Source organism: Cupriavidus gilardii, from assembly GCF_013314895.1.
Lineage (GTDB): Bacteria > Pseudomonadota > Gammaproteobacteria > Burkholderiales > Burkholderiaceae > Cupriavidus > Cupriavidus gilardii_C.
In genome coordinates this window covers 21317-42650 of record NZ_JABTYE010000019.1, presented here as the reverse complement: position 1 = coordinate 42650, position 21334 = coordinate 21317, and the positions used below count along the sequence as shown (strand labels likewise).

The following is a 21334-nucleotide window of genomic DNA, read 5'->3' as shown; positions in this document are numbered from 1 at the left end:
GAATCCATTTCCTGGCGGCGAACCGAATTCCGACTAGATTCCCGCCTGACAACGCGGCCACGCGCCGTGCAAGGAGCGACAGACATGACCGATTTGAATTCCGGCGCTTCCACCAGCGCGGGCAGCACGGCGATCCCGTGCCTGCGCTATCGCGATGCGCCGTCGGCAATCGCCTGGTTATGCGACACCTTCGGTTTTACCCGGCATCTGGTGGTGGAAAACGACGACGGCACCATCGCCCACGCGCAATTGCATTACGGCAAAGGCATGGTGATGCTGGGCTCCGTGCTCGATTCGCCGTACGGCAAGCTGATGCGCCAGCCCGATGAAGTCGGCGGCGGGCAGACGCAGAGCATTTATCTGGTCGTGCCGGATCCCGACGCGGTATTCGTGCGCGCCAAGGCGGCCGGTGCGCAGATCGTGCTCGATCTGAAAGATCAGGATTATGGCGGCCGGGATTTCAGCTGCTTCGATCTGGAAGGCCATCTGTGGACGATCGGCAGTTATGATCCGTGGGTCAGCACGTCGTAACGACAAATCCCGTTCCTAACCATTTCAAACCAGGAGACACCTCGATGGCGACCCAGATCTTCGTCAACCTGCCCGTCAAGGACCTCGACCGCTCGGTCGATTTTTTTACGCGGCTCGGTTATCGCTTCGATCCCAAATTCACCGACCGCAATGCGACCTGCATGATCGTTTCCGACCAGATTTACGTGATGCTGCTGGTCGAGGATTTCTTCAAGACCTTCACCGGCAAGGCGATTTGCGATACGGGCAGCAGCACCGAAGTCATTCTGGCGCTGTCGATGGACAGCCGCGCGGCGGTCGACGACATGGTCGCGAAAGCCGTGGCCGCGGGTGCGCGCACGCCGAACGAGCCGAAGGATTACGGCTTCATGTACCAGCACGGTTACGAGGACCCGGACGGCCACCTGTGGGAAGTGTTCTACATGCAGCCGGAGGCCGCGCAGCAATCGTGATGGCAATCGTGATGCCGAACAGGCGCTGACGCGGACGGGGCGGCCTCACAGCGCCGCTTCACAGGGCGGCTTCAGCCGCTCGCCTGTTGCAGCGCCGTCACCAGCGCCATCAGCGGCCGGCTCTGCTGGGCGCGGCGCAACCACATCGCCTCGACCGGCGGCAGATCCCAGCGCAAGGCATGGGGCAACAGCGCGGCCCCGCCGCCATTGACCAGTTCGGCCGCGACCGCGCGCGGCACGATGGTGATCGCGCGCGGCTGTGTGCGCAGCAGCGTGGCGATGGTCTTGATGGAATAGGTCTCGACCAGCGGCAGGGGCGGCGCGACGCCGGCCGTTGCGAACATCGTATTGATGGTGCGGCGGGTCGGCGTCTGCGGAGGCGGCATGATCCAGTCGAGGGTGGCGAGCCGCGCCCAGTCGAGCGCGCCGCGCGACAGTCGCGCCGCCGCGCGCGCCGGTACCACCAGCGCCGGCTCCTCGCGATACAGCGGCACCTGCACGATGTCTTCCCCCGCGGCATAGAAGGAACGCGCGATCACGCAATCGAGCTCGTGCGCCCGCAATGCGCCGACCAGTTCGTCGGTGGTGCCCTCGCGCACCAGCACCGCGATGCGCGGCTGCTGGCCCAACGCATGCGAGCAGGCTGCATCGAGCACGGCCGGCGCGATGAACGGGATCACGCCGACGCGCAGCCGCCCGCCAAGCCCCGCGTCGAGTACCGCCAGTTCGTCGCCCAGCGCACGCGCATCGGCGAGCGCCAGCCGCGCATACGCTAGCACCGCGGCACCGGTTTCGGTCGCCTCCAGCCCCGCGCGCGAACGGTGGAACAGCGGCGTCAGGAAGATCTCCTCGATTTCCCGCAGCGCCTTGGTGACCGCCGGCTGACTCAGGTTCAGTTCGGCGGCGGTGCGCGACAGCGAGCGATGCCGCTCCAATACCAACAGCAGCGACAGCTGCTTCAGGCGCAGGCGGGATACCAGGTTGTGCTGCAGGCGGTCGACGAAGGCGGGCATGGCGAAGGGAGAAGGGCGCGGTTTGGATCAGTCGTATAACCATTCAGGAATGGAAGAATAATGCAATCGTCCGTTCCGGTTATTCCATCTTCCTATACTTGCCCCATCGCGTTGCCGATCGCGTTGCCGATCGCTTGGCCCGACGTTTGCCCCATCGCTGTCCCGTCGCTGCCCCCATCGCTGCCCCATCCACACCGCATTCAGAGACCAGCATGTTCACCACCCGCCCGGAAATCGTCGGTACCTTCGGCGTCGTCTCGTCGACCCACTGGCTCGCCTCGCAGACGGCGATGGGCGTGCTCGAGCGCGGCGGCAACGCCTTCGATGCCGCGGTGGCCGGGGGCTTCGTGCTGCAGGTCGTCGAGCCGCATCTGAACGGCCCGGGCGGCGAGGCGCCGATCCTGTTGTGGAGCGAGCGCGAGCGCGCGGTGCGGTCGATCTGCGGCCAGGGCCCGGCGCCCGCGCTGGCCGACCCGGGCACGATGCGGGCGATGGGGCTGGAGCTGATGCCGGGAATCGGCCTGCTGCCCGCCACCGTGCCCGGCGCGTTCGGTGCCTGGCTGACCATGCTCCGCGACTACGGCACGTGGTCGCTGGCCGAGGTGCTGGCGCCCGCGATTGCCTATGCGCGCGACGGCTTCCCGCTGGTGCCGCGCATTTCGCAGGCGATTCTGGCGGTGCGCGAACTGTTCCAGCGCGCGTGGCGCGATTCGGCGGACGTCTGGCTGGTCGATGGCCGCGTGCCGACGCCCGGCAGCCTGCATGCGACCCCCGCGCTGGCGCGGACCTACCAGCGCATCGTCGAAGAGGCGCAGGCCGCTGGCGACACGCGCGAGAAGCAGATCGATGCTGCGCTCGATTGCTGGTACCGCGGCTTCGTCGCCCGCGAGATCGATACCTATTGCCGCACGCAGGACGTGCGCGACACCACCGGCGAGCGCCATCGCGGCCTGCTTCGTTACGAGGACATGGCGTGCTGGCGGCCCGAGGCCGAGGCGCCGCTGACGCTCGATTTCGGCCGCTATACGGTCGCCAAGTGCGGTGTCTGGAGCCAGGGCCCCGCCTTCCTGCAGCAGCTCGGCATGCTCCGGCACGCCGGCCTCGAGGCGCACGAGCCGACGTCGCCCGGCTTCGTCCATCGCATTGCCGAGGCGGCCAAGCTGGCGATGGCCGATCGTCTGGCCTGGTACGGCGATCCGCGCTTTGCCGAGGTGCCGGCGCAGGGCCTGCTCGATGCCGACTACCTGCGCTCGCGTGCCCAGCTGATCGGTGCACAGGCGTCGCGCGAGATTCGCGCGGGCACCATCGACGGCCGCGCGCCGCGCCTGCCCGATCTCGACGCGGCCGAGCGCACGCTGGCTTGCGCCGATACGCGCTTTGGCGTCGGCGAGCCGACCTTCGCTGCGCTGCCGCCGGTGCAGCAGTGGGCCGAGCAGGAGATCTTCGTCGGCGATACCTGCCATCTCGATGTGATCGACCGCGACGGCAACATGGTCGCGGCGACGCCATCCGGCGGCTGGCTGTCGTCGAGTCCGACCATTCCGGCGCTCGGCTTCGCGCTCAATACGCGCCTGCAGATGACCTGGCTCGAACCGGGTCTGCCCAATTCGCTGGCGCCGGGCAAGCGGCCCTGCACCACGCTGTCGCCGTCGCTGGCCTTGCGCGATGGCGAACCCTACATGGTGTTCGGCACGCCCGGCGGCGACCAGCAGGACCAATGGTCGCTGGCCTTCTTCATGCGCCACGCGGTGCACGGCATGAACCTGCAGGAAGCGATCGACGCGCCGGCCTGGCACATCGACCACTTCCCGGGCTCGTTCTGGCCGCGCCAGACCGTGCTGAACCGGCTCAGCATCGAATCGCGCTTTCCGCAGGCGACGCTCGACGCGCTGCGCGAGGCCGGCCACGAACTGCGCATCGGCGAGCCGTGGTCGGAAGGACGGATGTCGGCCTGTTCACGCGAACGCGACGCCCGGGGCCGGCTGCTGCTGCGCGCCGGGGCGAATCCGCGCGGCATGCAGGGCTATGCGGTGGGGCGCTGAGCCGCGGGAGCCGAGCGCGACGCCGGGCGGCGCCAACCGCCGATCCATCACGACGCGATACAACGACAAGCCGGGCGCGCGGTGCGGCCGGCATGACATACGGGGAAACGACCATGAAGACGACGATTCGAAGCTGGCTGCGCGGCGTGGCCGCGCTGGCACTGTGTTGCGCCGCGGGCGCCGCGGCGGCGCAGGACTACCCGGCCAAGCCGGTCACGCTGGTGGTGCCGTGGGCGCCCGGCGGCTCGACCGATATCCTGGCGCGGGTGCTGTCCGAACATCTGACCCGCTCGCTGGGACAGCCCGTCATCGTCGACAACAAGCCGGGCGCGTCGGGCAATATCGGCTCGGCGATGGTTGCGCGCGCGAAGCCCGACGGCTACACGCTGCTGATCGGCTCGATGAGCACGCATGCGATGAACCCGGCGCTGATGCCGAGCATGCCGTTCCGCGGTGTCGAGGATTTCACGCCGCTGGGCCTGCTGGCCTATGTCACCAACACGATGGTGGTCCATCCGTCGGTGCCGGCCAACAACGTCAAGGAACTGATCGCCTATGCGCGGGCCAACCCCGGCAAGCTGGCCTACGCCAGCGCCGGCCCGGGCTCGACCAACCATCTGAGCGCGGTGCTGTTCGAAAAGATGGCCGGCGTGGAAATGCTGCACGTCCCCTACAAGGGTGGTGCCCCCGCGGTGGTCGACACGGTCGCGGGCCAGACCCAGCTGCTGTTCTCGGCCGGCACGCAGACGCTGCCGCACGTCAAGGCCAACAAGCTGAAGCTGCTGGCGGTGACCGAGGCCAAGCGCTCGCCGCTGCTGCCCAATGTGCCGACCGTGGCCGAGACCGTGCCGGGCTACGAGCTGGCGGTCTGGTATGGCGCGTTCGGCCCGGCCGGCATGCCGCCGGCGCTGGTGACGCGCCTGAATGCCGAGATCAACAAGGTGATGCAATTGCCCGAGGTCAAGGCGAAGATGGACGCGATCGGCGTGGAGACGACCACGTCGACGCCGCAGCAGTTCGGCCAGGTGCTGCGCCGCGATGCCGATCGCTACGGCAAGCTGATCCGCGATCTGAAGATCAGCGCGGAGTAAGCGCATGAGCGAAGCAGCGAATCCGCAGCAGGCCGCGCTCTCGGCGTTGCAGGGGCGATTGACCGCAGCGCAGGTCGTCAGCCTGAAGGCCGGGCTGGCTCGGCCCGACCATACCGGCGCGCTGTTCGATGCGGTCGGAGACGCCACGCTGGCGCTGCTCGGACCGGGCCTGCTGACGATCAACGTCTGGCGCGCCGACAGCCGCGAGGTGGTGCGCCAATGGTCGAGCGATCCCGATTCCTATCCGGTCGGCGGCAGCAAACGCAAGGGAGATACGCCGTGGGCGCGGCAGCTGCTGGAGCGCGCCGAGGCCTTCGTCGGCGAAGGCGACGAGGCGCTGGCCCAGGTGTTCGACGATATCCCGACGATCCGCGCGCTCGGGCTGAGGGCAGTGGTCAACGTACCGATCAGCGAGCGGGGTCGCTGCATCGGCACGTTCAACTACCTCAGCCCGAGGTCGGCGTGGCAGGCCGACGAGGTCCAAACGCTGCGCCAGCTGGCGCTGCTGGCCGCGCCGGCCGTGGCCCATTGCCACGCCGGCGGGGCACAAGCGGCGCCGGACGCCGGCTAGAACGCGATCGGCTCCGGTGCCGGCTGCACGAAGCGGCGCGACAGCAGCGGCTGCTGCGGGTGGTAATAGCGCAAGGTCAGCGAGAAGCGACCGGCCGGCGCCGGCAGCCAGTTGGCTTCGCGCGCCGGCTCCGGACGCGCGTGCTGCAGCCATAGATCGATGCTGCCGTCGGCGTTGACCTGCAGTCCCGGCGTGCGATCGCCGATGGTATAGCGGCCGATCGCGTTGTCGGTGAAAAAGCGCCGCCCGTCCGGCGCGAACTCGTACATCGATAGCGACCAGAACGCATCGACCGGCATCGCCGGCGGGATATGCAGCCGGTAGGCGCGTGCGCCGTCCAGCCGTTCGCCCGCGGCGTCGGTCACGCAGGTGGCGTAGATCGCTTCGGCGCGCTCCAGTGCGCCCAGGCCGATCAGCGACACATGGGCGCGGTAGGTGTAGTCCTTGCCGAAATTGCCCAGATGGTCCGGACCCGACTGCCACGGCCCCGGCTCCTTGCCGTTGCCGAAGCCCGGCGTGCGCGCCAGCTCCTTGCGCAACGCGGGCAGCATGGCGCGCCAGACCTGCTGGACCGGCATCGCCAGTTCCGCGTACACCTGGCGCTGCCCGGGACGGATGCCGACTTGCGCAAATCCCGCCACCAGCTCGCGCTCGTCGTCCGGAATCGGATTGCGGCCCAGCACTTCATTGACCAGATCGAGGTAGCGAGCCGGATCGGCCTCGTCGGGCACGGTGTCGAGCGGGCCGCCATCGCCTGCGTCTCGCCGTTCCACCGGCGCGAGCCGGATGGCGTCCTGCAGGGCATGCACGGCCGGCAGGTCGTGTTCGCCGTCCACCAGCAGCCGCCCCAGCAGCCACACGTCGTTGCTCGGACAGCGAATCAGCTGCGTGCCGGCCGGCGCTTCGCCGGTCCAGCCGGGCCCGGCCAGCAGGAACTCGGCCGCCTGGGTGCCGGTGGTGCGGCTGCCGATGCAGGCGAAGTTGTTGGTGAAGATGTCGAGCAGCGCGACGCTGTAGTAGCGCTCGCCCATGTCCGGCAGCCGCAGCCGCATCGGTCCGCCGTGCAGGGCCAGATACGACAGCGAATAGAGCGTGTCGTTGTTGGGCTGGGTCACGGTGCGGGCGCGATGGTCGAGCAGCCGGCGGTAGTGCAGCAGCCCATTGACCGGCACGCGGTTGCGGTTCTGCGGGTTCTGCGTGATCTGCCAGCGCACCTGGGCGAGATCGTGCACCGGGAAGGTATAGATGAAGGCCTCGCGCACGCGGGCGGCGAGGGCGGGATCGATCGTGACGTCGGTGTTTTCCATACGTTCCGTGGCTTGCATCGTGGCTCCTAGAAAATGGTGCGGATGCCCAGCGAGACGCCGAGCTGTCCCCTGGCGTCGGGGCGCTTGTAATAGACCTGGGAGGTCGCCGGCGCGTAGCCGACCGATTGGCCGTTCGGCAGATAGCCGATGTTGTCCCAGTTCAGCGAGGCATTGCGCGCGTACATCACGCCGGCAAACAGATCGGTGCGCTTGGTCAGGCGATAGTCGGCCAGCGCCAGATATTGCTGCGGATTGGCCGGATTGACGCTGGCGCCGCCGATATCGGCGCGCTTGATGTCGTCGTAGTAGTAGGCCAGGCTCAGCCGCAGCGCGGGGGTGGTTTGCCAGTGCACCCCGGCCCAGACCATGTCGTCGCGATGCGGCAGCAGCGTGGGCGCGCCCTCGCCGGGCGCGACCGAGTTGCCCCAGCGGTAGCCGGCGACGAACTTGAACGCGCCGATCTCGTAGCTGCCGGCCAGGAAGGCGCGCATGTCGCGGCCATAGTCGCCGGAGGACGAGGCGCCGGACGCCTGCGCGGCGTTCAGCGTCTTGACCTCGTCGTAGGCGGCCGCGACGCCGAAGCCGTTGGTGTAGTACGACACGCCGATGCCATAGGCCGAGCCGGCTGCCAGGCTGCCGGTGCGCTCGCCGAACGACCAGTGCGTGTGCAGCGACAAGGGCCCGAACTTGCCGTGGTACTGGACCATGTTGTTCTCGCGGAAATTCGGCCCGGCGATGCCGACCACCGGCTCGAACTCCGGCGCGTAGGCCACCGGCGTGAAGCTGCCCAGCGCCAGGAACGACGAGGTGTACTGCCGCCCGAAGGTGATGCGCCCGAGCTCGCTCTTCAGGCCGACGAAGGCCTGCCGGCCGAACATCGCGTTCTGGCCCATCCGTCCGTCGTCGGTGTTGAACTGGTTCTCCAGCACGAACAGCGCCTGCACGCCGCCGCCCAGCTCCTCGGTACCGCGCAGCCCGAAGCGCGACTGCGCGATGCCCGACGAGTTGAGCATGGTGCGCGAGCCGCTGCCGGGCGCCAGCACGCCGCCGCTGACGTTCTGCGCATTGTTGACGTACTGCAGGCTGGCGGTGACCACGCCATACAAGGTCACCGACGATTGCGCGTGCGCGCCGTGCGCCATCAGGCCGGCCGCCGCCGTGATCCACCATCGCTTCATGCCGTGTCTCCTCCGCGTCCGCGGTGTCTTTGGTCGCCCGCTTCGGTTTTAATACTCAGTATTACGCGGGTCCGAAACACCATAGCGCCGCATCGCGGTTCGAAAATCTGGGGATTACCCGCAGAGCCTTGGCGCCTGTGCACGCGGTCGAATTTCCGGGTTAATCCCTAGTATTAGAACGGCGTGACGCGACTATGCTGACACCGAACCTTGCGATGGGCGGGGGACATTGCGGATTGCAGGCATGAAGCTCAAACAGATTCGCTCGGTGATCGGCGAGGACACCGAAACAGCGGGCCGGCGCAAGGCCGCCGCGCCGGCTGCCGAAGACGAAGGCGGCGTGCCGGGCACCGCCGCCAGGATGCTGGAGATCGCCGAGCGCCTGTTCGCCGAGCATGGCGTCGAGCAGGTGCCGCTGCGGCAGATCGTGCTCGAAAGCGGCCAGCGCAACCGCTCGGCGCTGCACTACCACTTCGGCTCGCGCGAGGCGCTGGTCAGCCATCTGCTGAACCGGCGGCTGCATCAGATCAACGTGATCCGTCATCGCTATCTGGACCGGCTGGTGGCCGAGGGCCGCGACACCGATCTGCATGCGGTGGTCGAGGCGACCATCCTGCCGCTGGCCGATGCGGTGCGCGATACCGATTGGGGTCGCCACTATCTGCAGGTGCTGGCGCAGACGACCTTCAGCCCGAACCTGCTGAAGAAGGGGCTGGTGGAACGCGACGCGGTGTCGGCGCTGGTGCGCGTGCGCAAGCTGGTGTTCGCGCTTTGCCCCGAAGTGCCGCGCGAGGTCATGAACCTGCGGCTGACCTGGTTCAACGACACCGTGGTCTATTCGCTTGCGCACTGGTATCGCGATCAGGGCCGGCGCGGCGGCGAGCCGCCGCTGGACCAGCTGATCGACTGCTGCGCGGCAAGCCTGAGCGCTCCCGTCAGTTCCCGCATCGGTCGGCGTTAGCGCGCTCGTACCTTCCCTGGCGTTGCCACGATGACGCTCCCCGGCGGAGCGGGGCGGCGCTCGTCTTCGTTCTGTCACAGGAGTCGTTCGCATGCAGGATTTCGAAGCGCGCCCGGCGGCGCTGGCCACCGGCGATGGGGTCGAGACCGTCGCCCCCGGCGTCTGGAAGCTGCACGGTCAGGGCCAGTCGTTCGTCGCGAGGATCGCCACCGAGAGAGGCGACGCGCTGCTGCTGGTCGATGCCGGCCCTGGTGGCGCCATCACGCGCGGCATGATCGACGCGCTGCGCAGCGTCAGCCCGTTGCCGCTGGCGGCCATCGTCTTCAGCCACGGCCATCTCGGCTACAACAGCGGGTTGCCGCTGTGGCTGGCGCATTGCGCCGAGCGTGGCGAGCCCGCGCCGCGCGTGATCGCGCACGCCAATGTGCTGCCGCGCCAGGCCCGCTACCGCGCCACCATGTCGCTGCAGGAGGCGCTGGCCGAGGTGCAGTTCCGCCAGCCGCGCGGCCGCCTGGCGGGCAAGCTGAGTCAGCATGCGCCCACCGAGACCTTCGCCCAGGGACTGACGGTAGGCTGCGGCCCGGGCCGGGCCGAGCTGCTGTGGGCGCCGTCGGAGACCGACGATGCGGTGGCCGTGTGGTTGCCCGCGTCCCGCATCCTGTACGGCGGCCCCGCGGTGATCGATTCGATCCCGAACATCGGCACGCCGCTGCGCACGATGCGCGATGCGCCGCGCTGGGCCCGCACGCTGGAGAACCTGGCGGCGCTCGAACCCGCGCGCGTGGTGCGCGAATTCGGCGCCGATCTGTGCGGCGCGCAGGCGATCGAGGTGCTGCGCCATACCGCAGGCGCGCTGCACTGGCTGCACGACGAGGTGATCCGCCTGATCAACCAGGGCATGGACGAGCGCGAGATGCTGGCCGCACTGCGCTATCCCGAGACCTGGTTCGGCACGCCATGGATGCGGCCGAGCTACGGCGACCCGAGCTATATCGCCAGGGACATCTACCGCGCGGAGAACGGCTGGTGGGACCGCAACGCGACCTCGCTGCATCCGGCGCCGCCGGAACAGGCCGCCGCGCAGATCGCCGCCGCGGTCAGCGATCACGCCGCGCTGATCCGCCATGCGCAGGCGCTCGCCGACAAGGGCGAGGTGCAGCTCGCCCTGCATGTGATCGACGTGCTCGCCGGCGCGCCGGGCGATATCCCCACGCTGCGCCAGGCGCGCGAGCTGAAGGCCGGGTGGCTGCGCCAGCGGGCCCGCCAGGTGCCCAGCTATGTATCGCGCAGCCTCTATCTGGCCAGCGCCGACAGCATCGAACGCGGTGAGCGTCACCCGTTCAGCCAACGATAAGGAGGACCAGACGATGTCGATCGATCACCACGACGCTATCGCGCCGCCCAGGAGCCGGCGGCAGGCGCTGCTCGCGCTGATGGCCATGGTGGCCGCCCCGCTCGCGGCCGGGCCGGCCTGGGCTGCCGATACGTGGCCATCGCGGCCGATCCGGCTGGTGGTGGCCTCCTCGGCCGGCAGCGGCACCGACCTGTTTGCCCGCGTGATCGCCGAACGGCTCGGCAAGCGGCTGGGACAGACGGTGATCGTCGACAACAAACCGGGCGCCACGGGCATCATCGGCGTCGACACGGTGGCCAAGGCCGCGCCGGACGGCCATACGCTGCTGTTCACCTATGCCGCGTCGATCGTCATCAACCATACCCTGCAGCCGAAGCTGCCCTACGACGCGCTGCGCGACCTCGCACCCGTTGCACAGGTGGGCGAGGGCGGCAACTTCCTGGTGGTGACGCCGGATTTTCCCGCGCGGAATCTGCGCGAGCTCGTCGCCGCGGTGAAGGCCAGACCCGATACCTACGACTACGGCTCCTGGGGCATCGGCTCCGGCGGACATCTGACCATGGAGGCGCTGAAGATGCAGGCCGGCCTGCGCATGCGCCACGTTCCGTACAAGGCGGTGGGGCAGGTGCTGAACGATCTGCAGGGCGGCATGATCAAGGTGGCCTTCGTCGATACCTCGTCGTCGCTGCCGCTGATCCGCTCGGGCAAGATCCGCGCGCTGGCGATCAGCGGCAGCCGCCGCGGCTCGGTATCGCCCGAGGTGCCGACCATGCGCGAGCAGGGCTATCCGTTCGACACCAACAGCTGGTATGGCCTCTTTGCGCCCGCCGGCACGCCGGCGCCGATCGTCAAGCGGCTCAACGCCGAGATCAACGGCATGCTGGGCGACCCGCAGATCCGCGAGCGCTTCGCGCTGATGAACATGGCCAATCCGCCGGCCAGGACCAGCGAGGCCTTCGCGGCGACGATCCGCGACGACATCAAGGTATGGGGCGAGATCATCCGGGCCAATGGGGTGACGGTGGACTGATTCCGCACGCATGGGGCGCGCATGTGCCCGGGTATGTCTCCGGGTATGTGTCTTGCGTCGGCAATGGCAGAGGCCGCAGCGCCGCGCTGTCGCGGCGTGCTGCAGCGGGCGCGTTGCAGCGCCCTCCACCATCCATTGCAAACGGAGATGCGCATGAAGGACAAATCTTCAGGGATTCCGAATCCCGTGGCCCCGCAGTCCGTCGAGTCGCTGACACCGGAGAAGGGCCCGCTGTCGCAGGAACGTGGGCAGAACCCGGCCGCCGAGGCGGATACGCTGCCGTCGGAAAGCAATCCGGCCGGTAGTGCCACGCAGGCGGAACAGGGCAGGCAGGGCAAGGAAAGCCAACAGGGTCAGCAGGGTCAGCAGGGTCAGCAGGGTCAGCAGGGCGGCAAGCCCGGCGCAAAACCCGCCGACAAGCCCGGCATCACGCCGAACGAGGTGATGAACGAACAGGTCTCGCCGCCGGACGAGCAGGGCGACCGGATGCAGTCGGATCGGCCGCATATCGGGGGGTGATGCTGAACCTTCCGTACGGCGATGCCTGGCGGCGCGCGGTTCTGCCGCCACGCCAACAATGGCGACCGAGTTCGGAAACGCTTGTCGCGGTGAGCAGTAAAGTAGGATAAAGCGTAGTAATCCTACTTTACTGCTCATTTATTTGACGTCGGATGAGCAATAAAGTATGATTTTTTGAAAATATACTACTTTAGTATCATGCGATCATTGCCTGAAATCGCCGCGCTGCTTCGCACCCGCCTGAAGGCGCTCTCGCTGACGCAGAGCGAGCTCGGGGCGCGGACCGGTCTGTCGCGCCGCACCGTTACCTCCATGCTGAGCGGGGAAGGTGACTATAAAGTCACGACCTTGCTCGCTGTGCTGGATCGCCTTGGCTACGAACTGGCCATCGTGCCGAAGGGCGCGGCAGCCGGTCTGTCACAGGAAGGCTCGTTCACGCCAACGGCGCCCGCGGTTAAGACTCGCGTGCAGGCGGCGCGGGAGCGTCTTGCAGCGCGCAAGACGGAAGCTGACAAGTCCTAGGCAGGCAATTCATGAACGTCAAAGCAGTCGGTATCTTCATCGGCAAGGTCCGGGCGGGCGTGCTGTTCCAGTACGCGCTCGGCGATGCCCAGGTGGTCAATCGCTTCGTGGCCGACGAGGCCTTTGCCGCAATGCGCGATGCGCCGGCGATTTCGCTGTCGATGCTGGCCCGCGATCGCGAAGCGCAGCGGGCGCTGTGGGCGGACGTCGGCTCGACGTTGTTCAACGGACGATTCAGCCCTTCCAATGGCTGGCTGCTGCCCGCCTTCTTCCAGAACCTGCTGCCCGAAGGCGTTTTCCGCGATCATGTCGCCGCGCAGCGTGGCTGCGACCCGAAGGACCATTTCGAAATGCTGGCGGCCTGCGGCAAGGATTTGCCGGGCAACGTCCACGCACGGCCTCTTGAGCTGACGCGCGACGAGCTGGCCCACTATGTCACGCAGGACGCCGATTCCGTCGAAATGTCGGTGACCGCCGACCCGATGGACGACGGCGTCTCGCTGTCAGGGGTGCAGCCGAAGGTTGGCGTCATCCGGCAGGGCGGGCGATATGTGGGCCGGACCAAGATGCAGGACACCCACATCATCGCCAAGCTGCCGGTGGTCGGGCAGCCGCTGTTGCCCGAGCTGGAAGAGCTGTCGCTGCGTCTTGCCGGCGCAGCCGGAGTCAATGTCACCGAAGCGCACCTGGCCCCGTTGGAAGCGCTGGCGGTGGAGCATGGTTACGATCTTGGCGATGCCGACAGCCGCACCAATTTCCTCGCCGTGATTCGCTATGACCGCACGCCGCAGGGGCGCATTCATTGCGAAGACTTCGCGCAGATTCTCGAAGTCATGCCCGAGCAGAAGTACCTCGGCGCAAGCTATCTGGATGTGGCGGGCGTGATGATGGAATTCCCGTCGCTCGGGGAGCCTGCGGTGCATGAACTGCTGCGGCGTATCGTCGTCAACGAGATGCTCGGCAACCCGGACATGCATTTGAAGAACATCGGCATCTACTATCCCGACGGTCGCACGCCGGAACTGCCGCCGGCCTATGACATCGTCGGCTACTCGGCGTACAACCGCCGTACCGGGCATGCGTTGCACATCCTGCCTCCCGCTTTGAACGAGAAGCCGCGCATGTCGGTCAGCGACGCGCGGCAGGGGAAGGCAGCCAAGCCGGGCATTGGGCCGGCCGTTCTCCGGCGATTCTGCGCCGAGCTGGGCATCCCGGAGAAGCCGGCAGCGGCGGCGATCCGTCATACGGTTGCAGCAGCAGCGGCTCGCTGGCCGGCCATGATCGGGGATTCGCTGCTGACGGATCCACAGAAGACAAGGCTGCTGGAGCATTTCCAGGGCCACCCGCTGGTCCAGTCCCTGACGCGGCGGCACGAGCCCTCGCAGGTTTGACCTGCCGTACCGCCGCACGCCGACGGGGCTTCCTCAAACCGCGGTATGCCCCCCATCGGCCATCACCAGCGCCCCGGTGACGAAGCTCGCCTTGTCCGACGCCAGGAAGGCGATCACCTCGGCAATTTCCTCGGGCTGGGCGGCGCGGCCGAGCAGGTTGTTCTTGCCATGCTCGGCCAGGAACTCGCGGCCGTTCGGCATCTGGTCGTCCAGGATGCCGGTCACGATGTCGCCCGGGCCGACCGCATTGACGCGAATGCCATGCTGGCCGTTTTCCGCCGCCAGCACCCGCGTCAGCTGCGCCACCGCGCCCTTGGAGGCGGCATAGGCGGCAATGGTCGGCAGCGCGACCACGCAGGCGTAGGAGCCGACGTTGACGATGGCGCCGCGCCTGGCGGGCACCATCGCGCGCAGCGCTTCGCGGGCGTGCACGAACATGCCGCGCGCGTTGATCGCCAGGATCTGGTCCCATTCGTCGACGGTCATGTCGGCCACCGTGCGATTGATGATGCGGGCCGCGTTGTTGACCAGAATGTCCAGCCGGCCGAAGCGGTCCATCGCCGCGTCCACGGCGGCGCGTGCGGTGGCTTCCTGCGAGACGTCGCCGGTAATGGCGACGATCTCGCCGTCGATCTGCAGATCGGTGACGGTGTCCTTGATGTCCTCGGCCACGACGCGCGCGCCGCGGCGGTGAAGCAGTTCCACGGTGGCGCGTCCGACCCCGCCGGCGGCGCCGGTCACGATGGCGACCCGGCCTTCCAGGTCGCGCTGGCTTTGCAGTGCATGCATCATTGAGCTCCGTTCAGTGGTGGAGAAAGGTTCGCGACGGTCCTTGCCATCGCTTGCCGTCACTGTACGAAGACACGCTGCGCAAGCCCATGCCGGATACTCTGGCGCGCTTGCCTGATCCTATGGAAGCGGCGGCGCAGTGGAACAACGGGCAACCGCAAGCAACAGCAGGCAACAGCAAGGCCCCACCCCAGCGGCGATGCGGCGATCCGCTCAGGCCGCTCGCGCCCAATCCACCCGCGTGCGCAAGGCCATCGCTTCCTTCATCACGCGAACTTCGTCGATCGGGCTGCGGCCGAAGAACCGCTTGAATTCGCGGCTGAACTGCGACGGGCTTTCGTAGCCGACCTGGCTCGCGGCCACCGAGGCATTCATCCCCTGCTGGATCATCAGCATGCGCGCCTTGTGCAGCCGCGTGGCCTTGATGTACTGCAGCGGCGAGGTGCCGGTGACCGATTTGAACGCCGCATGAAACGCCGCCGCGCTCATCGCGGCGGTGCCCGCCAGCGTCTCGACCGACAGCGGCTGGTCGTAGCTGGCGTGGATCATTCGCAGTGCCTTGCCGATGCGGCCGAAGTTGCTCTGGTAGGCGAGCGATGCGCGCAAGGCCGCGCCCTGCGGGCCGCACAGCACGCGGAAATAGATCTCGCGCAGGATGGCCGGCGCCAGCACCGCGGTCTCCATCTCGGAGGTCAGGGCCTCCAGCAGCCGCACCACGGCATCGCCGAGCCGGTCGTCGAGCGGGGTCGACTGGATGCCCGATATCTCGTCGGACTCCGTCCCCGTCGGCGACGGTACCGACAGCGCCAGCTCGGCCAGCACGCCCAGATCCACGCGGATCGAGATCGCGAGCATCGGGTCGTCCGGCGACGCCTCGGTCTGCGACTCGAACGGAATCGGCAACGACAGCACCAGGAAATGCTGGGCGTCGTAGAGGAACTCGCGCCCGGCGAAGAAGCCGCGCTTGCGGCCCTTGCACATCACGATGATGCAAGGGTCGTAGAGCACCGGCGTGCGCGGCAGCGGGCCGTTGGCGCGCAGGAACTTGACCTCGTCGAGCGCGGACAGCGTGTATCCCTCGGCCGGGGCGAGGCGGCCGATCAGCGCGGCCATGCGGTCTTCGCGCTGGCGCCGGATCCGTTCGACATCCGTGGCTTCCGGCGGCGCGGGCATCAGATCAATGGAAATGGGCAGGCTCTGCATGGGGGCGGGCGTTGGACGCGAGAAAGTGTCTGACCGAATCTGCGCGCCAGTGTAGCGCGCGAGGGGCCCGCTGGAACGATGCCGGGCGCCAGAACGCCCGCCGTCTGGCGATTCTGGAGAAACAGGCAAGCCCCGCCGAGTTTTGTTCTAACGGACGGCGGTCCGCGCTCCCTACCATGGCCGCATGTCGTTGCCGTGCCGTTGCTGTCGTTACGTCGTCCGGGGTTCCTGCGTGGATACGGCGCTCGGCAAGGCAGACCAGTCCATCGATCCACACTTCAGGAGTTCAGCATGAGCAAGACCTGGTTCATCACCGGCGCGGCGCGCGGCATCGGCGCGTGCATCGCGAAGGCGGCACTGAGCGCCGGCGACAACGTCGTCGCGACCGGACGCGATCCGCAGCGCATCGAGCACGCATTGCCGGGCCACGGCGAGCGTCTGCTGGCATTGCGCCTCGATGTCACCGAGCCGGCGCAGGCGCGCGACGCGGTCGACCGGGCCGTGGCGACCTTCGGACGCATCGACGTGCTGGTCAATAACGCCGGCTACGGCCAGCTCGGCATGTTCGAGGAGAACAGTGCCGACGATGTGGTGCGGCAGTTCGACACCAATGTCCACGGCACCCTGCACGTGACGCGCGCGGTGCTGCCTGTGATGCGGCGGCAGCGCGCCGGCCGCATCTTCAATCTGTCGTCGATCGGCGGCATGGTGGGCTTCGACGGCGCGTCGATCTACTGCGCGGCCAAGTTCGCGGTGGAGGGCTTTTCCGAATCGCTGGCGCTCGAGGTCGCGCGCTTCGGCATCCAGGTCACCATCGTGCAGCCGGGCTTCTTCCGCACCGATTTCCTCGATGGCTCGTCGGTGCGCTACGGGGCCGAGGCGATCCCCGACTATGCCTCGGCCTCTGCGGCGCTGCGCGTGGGTTACGACGACTACAGTCACCAGCAGCCGGGCGACCCGGACAAGCTGGCGCGGGCCATCGTCGAGTTGGCCAGCGTGCCGCAGGCTCCGTTGCGATTTGCCGCCGGCACCGACGCGCTGCGCTATCTCGGCGACAAGCTGGCCGCCGCACGTGCCGAACTCGAGCAATGGAAAGCGCTGTCGGCTTCGACCGACCACGCGGCCGCGGTGGCGTCATCGACGGCCTGAAGCGGTCGGCATTGGCACCATCGCGCACAGGCAGGAGGCACAAGCGAACGCCCCCCTCCTGCGAGCAGGAGAGGGGCCGAGGAGAGTGGGGGAAGGGTTGCCGGCGTATCCGCCAGCGAGTGGGCTTATTGCGGTGCGCTGGCGCCGCTGCCGGTCGTGCCGGTGCTGCCGCCCGAGCCTGCCGCTGCGCCGGTGCCCGTGCCGCCCGAACCGGTCGAGCCGGCGGTGCCGGTGCCGGTAGTGCCGGTGGCCCCGGTGGTGCCCGATCCGGTCGTGCCGGTGGTGGTGTCGCTCGAGCCCGGCGAGCCCGTGGCGCCGGTGGTGCCGCCGGTACCGGTGCCAGTGCCGGTTCCGGTCGAACCGCTGGTGCCGGTGCCCGTGCCGGTACCCGCGCTGCCGGTGGTGTCGCTCGGGACCGGGCCCATCGGCGCGCTGGCCGCGGTGTCGGTGCCGGCGGCATCGTCGCCGCCGCGGTTACAGCCGGCCACCAGGCCGCCCAGCATGGCGACGCTCAAGGTTGCAACAGAAATCCAGTTTCGCTTCGTCATGGTATGGCTCCTATAGTCGTCCCCCATCGGAGGAAGGCAACGGCCGTACCAGGGCACGCCAGGGACCTCGCGCGTGATCCCGACGTGGCCTTGCCACGCTTCTTGCATTCGCTGCGGTTTTTCGAGGAGCGCAGCGATGACCAAACCCTTCACGCCCATGCGGCGCACGCTTCTGAGAGCCCTCGGGGCCGGATTGCCGGCCGGAGCCGCCGCAACGGGACTGGTCCGCGACAGTGCGCTGGCGGCCGAGCCGCGGCAGGCTGGCGCTTCCGCCGCCAGTGCAGGTGGCGTGTCCCATTTTTTCAATGCACGCGAAAGAATTACCGTGGATGCCATCGTTGCGCGGTTGATTCCGAACGACGAACTGGGGCCCGGGGCGCGCGAGGCGGGCGTGACGGATTTCCTCGATCGGCAACTGGCCGGGGCCTGGGGCAGCGGCGACCATTTCTATCGTCATGGACCGTTTCAGGCCGGCACACCAGAACAGGGCTACCAGCTCGCATTGACGCCGGCACAGGCGTTTCGTGCGGGTCTGGCGGCAGTGGACGAGGTCAGCGCCAGGCGGCATGGCGGCAAATCCTTTGCGCAATTGCAGCCGCGTGAACAGGATGCGTTGCTGACGGGGCTGGAGAAGGGCGAGATCGAACTGGCCGCGCTGCCGGGCAAGGTCTTCTTCCAGATGCTGCTCGACGGCACCATGGAGGGGTTCTTCGGCGATCCCATCCACGGCGGCAATCGCAATATGGCGGGGTGGAAGCTGGTCGGTTTCCCCGGCGTCTACGCCAGCTACTCCAACGACATCGAGCGCCATGGCGTGGCCTATATCCGGCCACCGATGTCGATCGCGATGGCGCGCGCTTCCGGACATGGCGCCATGCACGGCACGCACCGCGGCACATCCGGGACCGCGTCCCATGACGCCTCGCATGGCGCGTCGCCAGCCAAGGCCGCACCGGCGCCCAAGGGAGGACGGCCATGAGCAGAACCCTCGATCGTGTCGATGCCGTGATCGTCGGCGGCGGCTGGACCGGTTCGGTCATCGGCAAGGAGCTGGCCGCAGCGGGACATCGCGTAGTGATGCTCGAACGCGGCGAGCCGCGCTGGCCCTCGCCCGATTTTCAGGCTCCCGCCGTCCATGACGAACTGCGCTATACGCGGCGGCATGCGCTGCATCAGAACACCGCCACCGAAACCTTCACCTTCCGCAACAACACCAGCCAGACCGCCTTGCCGATGCGCCGCTGGCAGTTCGCCTATCCCGGCACGCATCTGGGCGGCTCGGGCAACCACTGGTCCGGTGCCTACTATCGCTTCGACCCGACCGACTTCAAGCTGCGCAGCCACTACGAGCGCCGCTACGGCAAGGACATCTTCGCGCCGGACCTGACCGCGCAGGACTGGCCGCTGACCTACGACGAGCTCGAGCCGTACTACGACCGCTTCGACTATCTGATCGGCGCCTCGGGCTATGCCGGCAACCTGAAGGGCAAGGTGCAGCCGGGCGGCAATCCCTTCGAGCCGTGGCGCTCGCGGCCGTATCCGAATCCACCGATGAAGGTCGCGCACGCGTCGGCGCTGTTCGGCGAAGCCGCCGCCAAACTCGGCTATCACCCGTACATCCAGCCCTCGGCGCTGTCGACGCGGCCCTATGTCAATACCGAAGGGCTGCCGATGAGCGCCTGCGTCTACTGCGGGTTCTGCTCGAACTTCGGCTGCGAGCATTTCGCCAAGGCCTCGCCGCAGGTCTGCATCCTGCCGGCCGCGATGAAGCTCGATACCTTTGCGTTGCGCACCGGCGCGCAGGTGCTGCGCGTCGAGCTCGCCAAGGACCGCAAGCTGGCGCGCGGCGTGACCTATGTCGATGGCAGCGGGCAGGAGTTCTTCCAGCCCGCCGACATGGTGTTCCTGTGCGCGTTCAGCGTGCACAACGTGCGCCTGCTTCTGCTGTCGGGCATCGGCAAGCCGTACGATCCGGCCACCGGCCAGGGCGTGGTGGGGCGCAACTACACGCACCAGACCACCTCGGGCGTCAATCTGTTCTTCGACGAGAAGACCCACATCAATCCGTTCATGGGCGCGGGCGCGGCGGCGGTGACGATCGACGATTTCAGCGCCGACAACTTCGATCACGGGCCGCTCGGATTCGTCGGCGGCGGCTATATCCAGATCCAGGTGGTCAGCGGCGCGCCGATTGGCTACCGCCCGACGCCGATCGGCACGCCTGCCTGGGGCAGCGAATGGAAGAAGGCGGTACGCCGCTACTACAACCATTCGGCGTCGATCACCATCACCGGTTCCGCGATGCCGACGCGCGGCGGCTATCTGTCGCTCGATCCGACCTATCGCGATGCCTGGGGCCAGCCGCTGCTGCGCATCACCTACGATCTGCCGGACAACGACATCAAGCTGTCGGCGTTCCTGACCGGTAAGGGCGATCAGATCGGCAAGGCGATGCGCGGGGTGGTCGCCACCGAGCCCGGGCCGCGTAAACGGCCGTTCACCGCGACCAGCTATCAGTCCACCCACCTGAACGGCGGCGCGGCGATGGGCAGCGAGCCCGCCAACAGCGTGGTCAACCGCTTCGGCCAATGCTGGGACGTGCCCAATGTGTTCGTGACCGGGGCCTGCCTGTTTCCGCAGAACTCGAACTACAACCCGACCGGCACGGTCGGCGCCACCGCCTACTGGATCGTCGACGCGGTCAAGCGCGACTATGTCAAGGCGCCCGGGAAGCTGATGGCATGAACACACCGGACGAAGTGGAAGCCGGGCGCCGCCGCGCCACCTGGTGGATCGCCGCCCTGGTGCTGGGGATCGGCGCCTTCCCGCTGTACGGGCTGCTGTACCAGGTGTGGCCCGATCTGTTTGCGCCCAGCCCCGGGCCGCGCCAGGCGTCGCCGGCTGCCGGCGCGGGCCAGGCGCCGGCGCCTGGCGCGGCATCGGCCCCCGCAGCCGCCGCGAGCGAGGCGGTGGTGCGGCGCTCGACGGATTTCCAGCCGAAGGAACCGGCGTGGTCGCAGGCATTGCGGGCCGCCGCCGACGACGCCGCCAACGACGCCGGTAATGACGCCGGCAAGGGGGCACAGCAGCGCGGCGCGACGATCGCCGCGAGCGGCAATGGCGCGGGGGCGATGGCCTGCGTGTCGTGCCATGCCGCCGCAGCATCGCCGGCCGCATCGGGAGCGGCCGGCGCGGCAGTGCCGGCCGGTGCCTTCCCCTCGCTGGTGGGCATGCCCGCCGAATATCTGGCCAAGCAGCTGTTCGACTATCGCGAAGGGCGTCGCGTCGATCCGGTGATGGCACCAATCGCCAAGGCCCTGAAGGACGACGAGATCGCCGCAGTGGCTCGCTACTACGCGAGCCAGCCCGCACCGACGCTGACGCTGTCGGAAGGCGGCCAATCGGCTGCGCTGACGCTGCACGCGGCAGGCGACAACGGCCGGGCGCTACCCGCTTGCGCCAATTGCCACGGCGTCGAGGGCGAAGGGCAGGGTTTTCTGTTGCCGCGCCTGACCGGACAGCCGGCCGACTATCTGGCCAGGCAGCTCGATGCCTTCCGCACGGGCAACCGCCACAACGACGACGATGGTGCGATGCGCGGCATCGCGCAGCGGCTGGGCGAGGCCGATGCCCGCGCACTGGCCAGCTTCTACGCGCAGGGCGGGACGCGCTAGGGAAAGCGC

21 protein-coding genes are annotated in these 21334 nt (G+C 68.1%); 15 read left to right on the top strand and 6 right to left on the bottom strand.

The annotated features are described in order from the left end of the window. Positions 1–84: 84 nt before the first annotated feature. Both HTY53_RS18235 and HTY53_RS18230 read left to right on the top strand, forming a co-directional pair. Positions 85–531, top strand: a complete 447-nt coding sequence (locus HTY53_RS18235) for a VOC family protein (protein WP_174107919.1) — start codon at positions 85–87, stop codon at positions 529–531. Positions 532–575: 44 nt separating this feature from the next. Next, the gene (locus tag HTY53_RS18230; protein WP_174107918.1) at positions 576–983 is read left to right on the top strand and encodes a VOC family protein; all 408 of its coding nucleotides are present in this window, start codon (positions 576–578) and stop codon (positions 981–983) included. Between the two features lie 71 nt (positions 984–1054). Here HTY53_RS18230 and HTY53_RS18225 read toward each other — a convergent pair whose 3' ends face one another. Then, positions 1055–1996, bottom strand: a complete 942-nt coding sequence (locus HTY53_RS18225; protein WP_174107917.1) for a LysR family transcriptional regulator — start codon at positions 1994–1996, stop codon at positions 1055–1057. Between the two features lie 212 nt (positions 1997–2208). On the opposite strand from HTY53_RS18225, the gene HTY53_RS18220 reads away from it, so the two are divergent. The 3 genes from HTY53_RS18220 to HTY53_RS18210 all read left to right on the top strand — a co-directional run bounded on the left by HTY53_RS18220 (position 2209) and on the right by HTY53_RS18210 (position 5700). After that, positions 2209–4038: a gamma-glutamyltransferase family protein gene (locus HTY53_RS18220; RefSeq protein ID WP_174107916.1), complete on the top strand. Its 1830-nt coding sequence runs from the start codon at positions 2209–2211 to the stop codon at positions 4036–4038. A 113-nt stretch (positions 4039–4151) separates the two neighbouring features. Continuing rightward, positions 4152–5129 (top strand): Bug family tripartite tricarboxylate transporter substrate binding protein, encoded by a 978-nt coding sequence (locus HTY53_RS18215; RefSeq protein WP_174107915.1) that lies wholly within the window; start codon positions 4152–4154, stop codon positions 5127–5129. A gap of 4 nt (positions 5130–5133) precedes the next feature. After that, complete coding sequence (locus HTY53_RS18210) at positions 5134–5700, top strand: GAF domain-containing protein (RefSeq protein ID WP_174107914.1); 567 nt, start codon at positions 5134–5136, stop codon at positions 5698–5700. Here HTY53_RS18210 and HTY53_RS18205 read toward each other — a convergent pair. Next, on the bottom strand, positions 5697–7025 hold the full coding sequence (locus tag HTY53_RS18205) for a DUF1254 domain-containing protein (protein WP_254600009.1): 1329 nt from the start codon (positions 7023–7025) through the stop codon (positions 5697–5699). The two genes, HTY53_RS18210 and HTY53_RS18205, sit on opposite strands and share 4 nt — an antisense overlap. A gap of 8 nt (positions 7026–7033) precedes the next feature. Further along, positions 7034–8185: a porin gene (locus HTY53_RS18200; protein ID WP_174107913.1), complete on the bottom strand. Its 1152-nt coding sequence runs from the start codon at positions 8183–8185 to the stop codon at positions 7034–7036. A 244-nt stretch (positions 8186–8429) separates the two neighbouring features. Here HTY53_RS18200 and HTY53_RS18195 point away from each other — a divergent pair, with 244 nt between their 5' ends. From HTY53_RS18195 to HTY53_RS18170, 6 genes are all read left to right on the top strand, one after another. Then, positions 8430–9146, top strand: coding sequence for a TetR/AcrR family transcriptional regulator (locus HTY53_RS18195; RefSeq protein WP_174107912.1), 717 nt, complete (start codon positions 8430–8432; stop codon positions 9144–9146). Positions 9147–9237: 91 nt separating this feature from the next. Further along, entirely contained in the window at positions 9238–10500 is a 1263-nt protein-coding gene (locus HTY53_RS18190) for an alkyl sulfatase dimerization domain-containing protein (protein WP_174107911.1), read from the top strand. Between the two features lie 13 nt (positions 10501–10513). Further along, positions 10514–11530 (top strand): Bug family tripartite tricarboxylate transporter substrate binding protein, encoded by a 1017-nt coding sequence (locus HTY53_RS18185; RefSeq protein WP_174107910.1) that lies wholly within the window; start codon positions 10514–10516, stop codon positions 11528–11530. 153 nt (positions 11531–11683) lie between these two features. Beyond that, positions 11684–12049, top strand: coding sequence for a hypothetical protein (locus HTY53_RS18180; protein WP_174107909.1), 366 nt, complete (start codon positions 11684–11686; stop codon positions 12047–12049). Between the two features lie 207 nt (positions 12050–12256). After that, positions 12257–12571: a helix-turn-helix domain-containing protein gene (locus HTY53_RS18175; protein WP_174107908.1), complete on the top strand. Its 315-nt coding sequence runs from the start codon at positions 12257–12259 to the stop codon at positions 12569–12571. A gap of 11 nt (positions 12572–12582) precedes the next feature. After that, complete coding sequence (locus HTY53_RS18170; RefSeq protein ID WP_174107907.1) at positions 12583–13962, top strand: type II toxin-antitoxin system HipA family toxin; 1380 nt, start codon at positions 12583–12585, stop codon at positions 13960–13962. 33 nt (positions 13963–13995) lie between these two features. On the opposite strand, the gene HTY53_RS18165 is transcribed toward HTY53_RS18170, so the two are convergent. Further along, positions 13996–14751 (bottom strand): SDR family NAD(P)-dependent oxidoreductase, encoded by a 756-nt coding sequence (locus tag HTY53_RS18165; RefSeq protein ID WP_174107906.1) that lies wholly within the window; start codon positions 14749–14751, stop codon positions 13996–13998. 213 nt (positions 14752–14964) lie between these two features. Then, positions 14965–15924, bottom strand: coding sequence for an AraC family transcriptional regulator (locus HTY53_RS18160; RefSeq protein WP_174107980.1), 960 nt, complete (start codon positions 15922–15924; stop codon positions 14965–14967). 321 nt (positions 15925–16245) lie between these two features. On the opposite strand from HTY53_RS18160, the gene HTY53_RS18155 reads away from it, so the two are divergent. Further along, positions 16246–17103 carry an oxidoreductase gene (locus HTY53_RS18155; RefSeq protein WP_174107905.1) on the top strand — a complete coding sequence of 286 codons (858 nt, stop codon included), beginning with the start codon at positions 16246–16248 and terminating at the stop codon, positions 17101–17103. 125 nt (positions 17104–17228) lie between these two features. Here HTY53_RS18155 and HTY53_RS18150 read toward each other — a convergent pair whose 3' ends face one another. After that, positions 17229–17651: a hypothetical protein gene (locus HTY53_RS18150; protein WP_174107904.1), complete on the bottom strand. Its 423-nt coding sequence runs from the start codon at positions 17649–17651 to the stop codon at positions 17229–17231. A gap of 73 nt (positions 17652–17724) precedes the next feature. Between HTY53_RS18150 and HTY53_RS18145 the strand changes: the two genes are divergently transcribed. The 3 genes from HTY53_RS18145 to HTY53_RS18135 are packed head-to-tail and all read left to right on the top strand — an operon-like array spanning position 17725 to position 21325. Beyond that, positions 17725–18630: a gluconate 2-dehydrogenase subunit 3 family protein gene (locus HTY53_RS18145; protein ID WP_368041027.1), complete on the top strand. Its 906-nt coding sequence runs from the start codon at positions 17725–17727 to the stop codon at positions 18628–18630. Next, positions 18627–20396 carry a GMC family oxidoreductase gene (locus tag HTY53_RS18140; RefSeq protein WP_174107903.1) on the top strand — a complete coding sequence of 590 codons (1770 nt, stop codon included), beginning with the start codon at positions 18627–18629 and terminating at the stop codon, positions 20394–20396. Before HTY53_RS18145 ends, HTY53_RS18140 begins: the two co-directional genes overlap by 4 nt. Beyond that, a complete protein-coding gene (locus HTY53_RS18135; RefSeq protein WP_174107902.1) occupies positions 20393–21325 on the top strand; it encodes a c-type cytochrome in 933 nt (310 codons plus the stop codon). Before HTY53_RS18140 ends, HTY53_RS18135 begins: the two co-directional genes overlap by 4 nt. Positions 21326–21334: the final 9 nt, after the last annotated feature.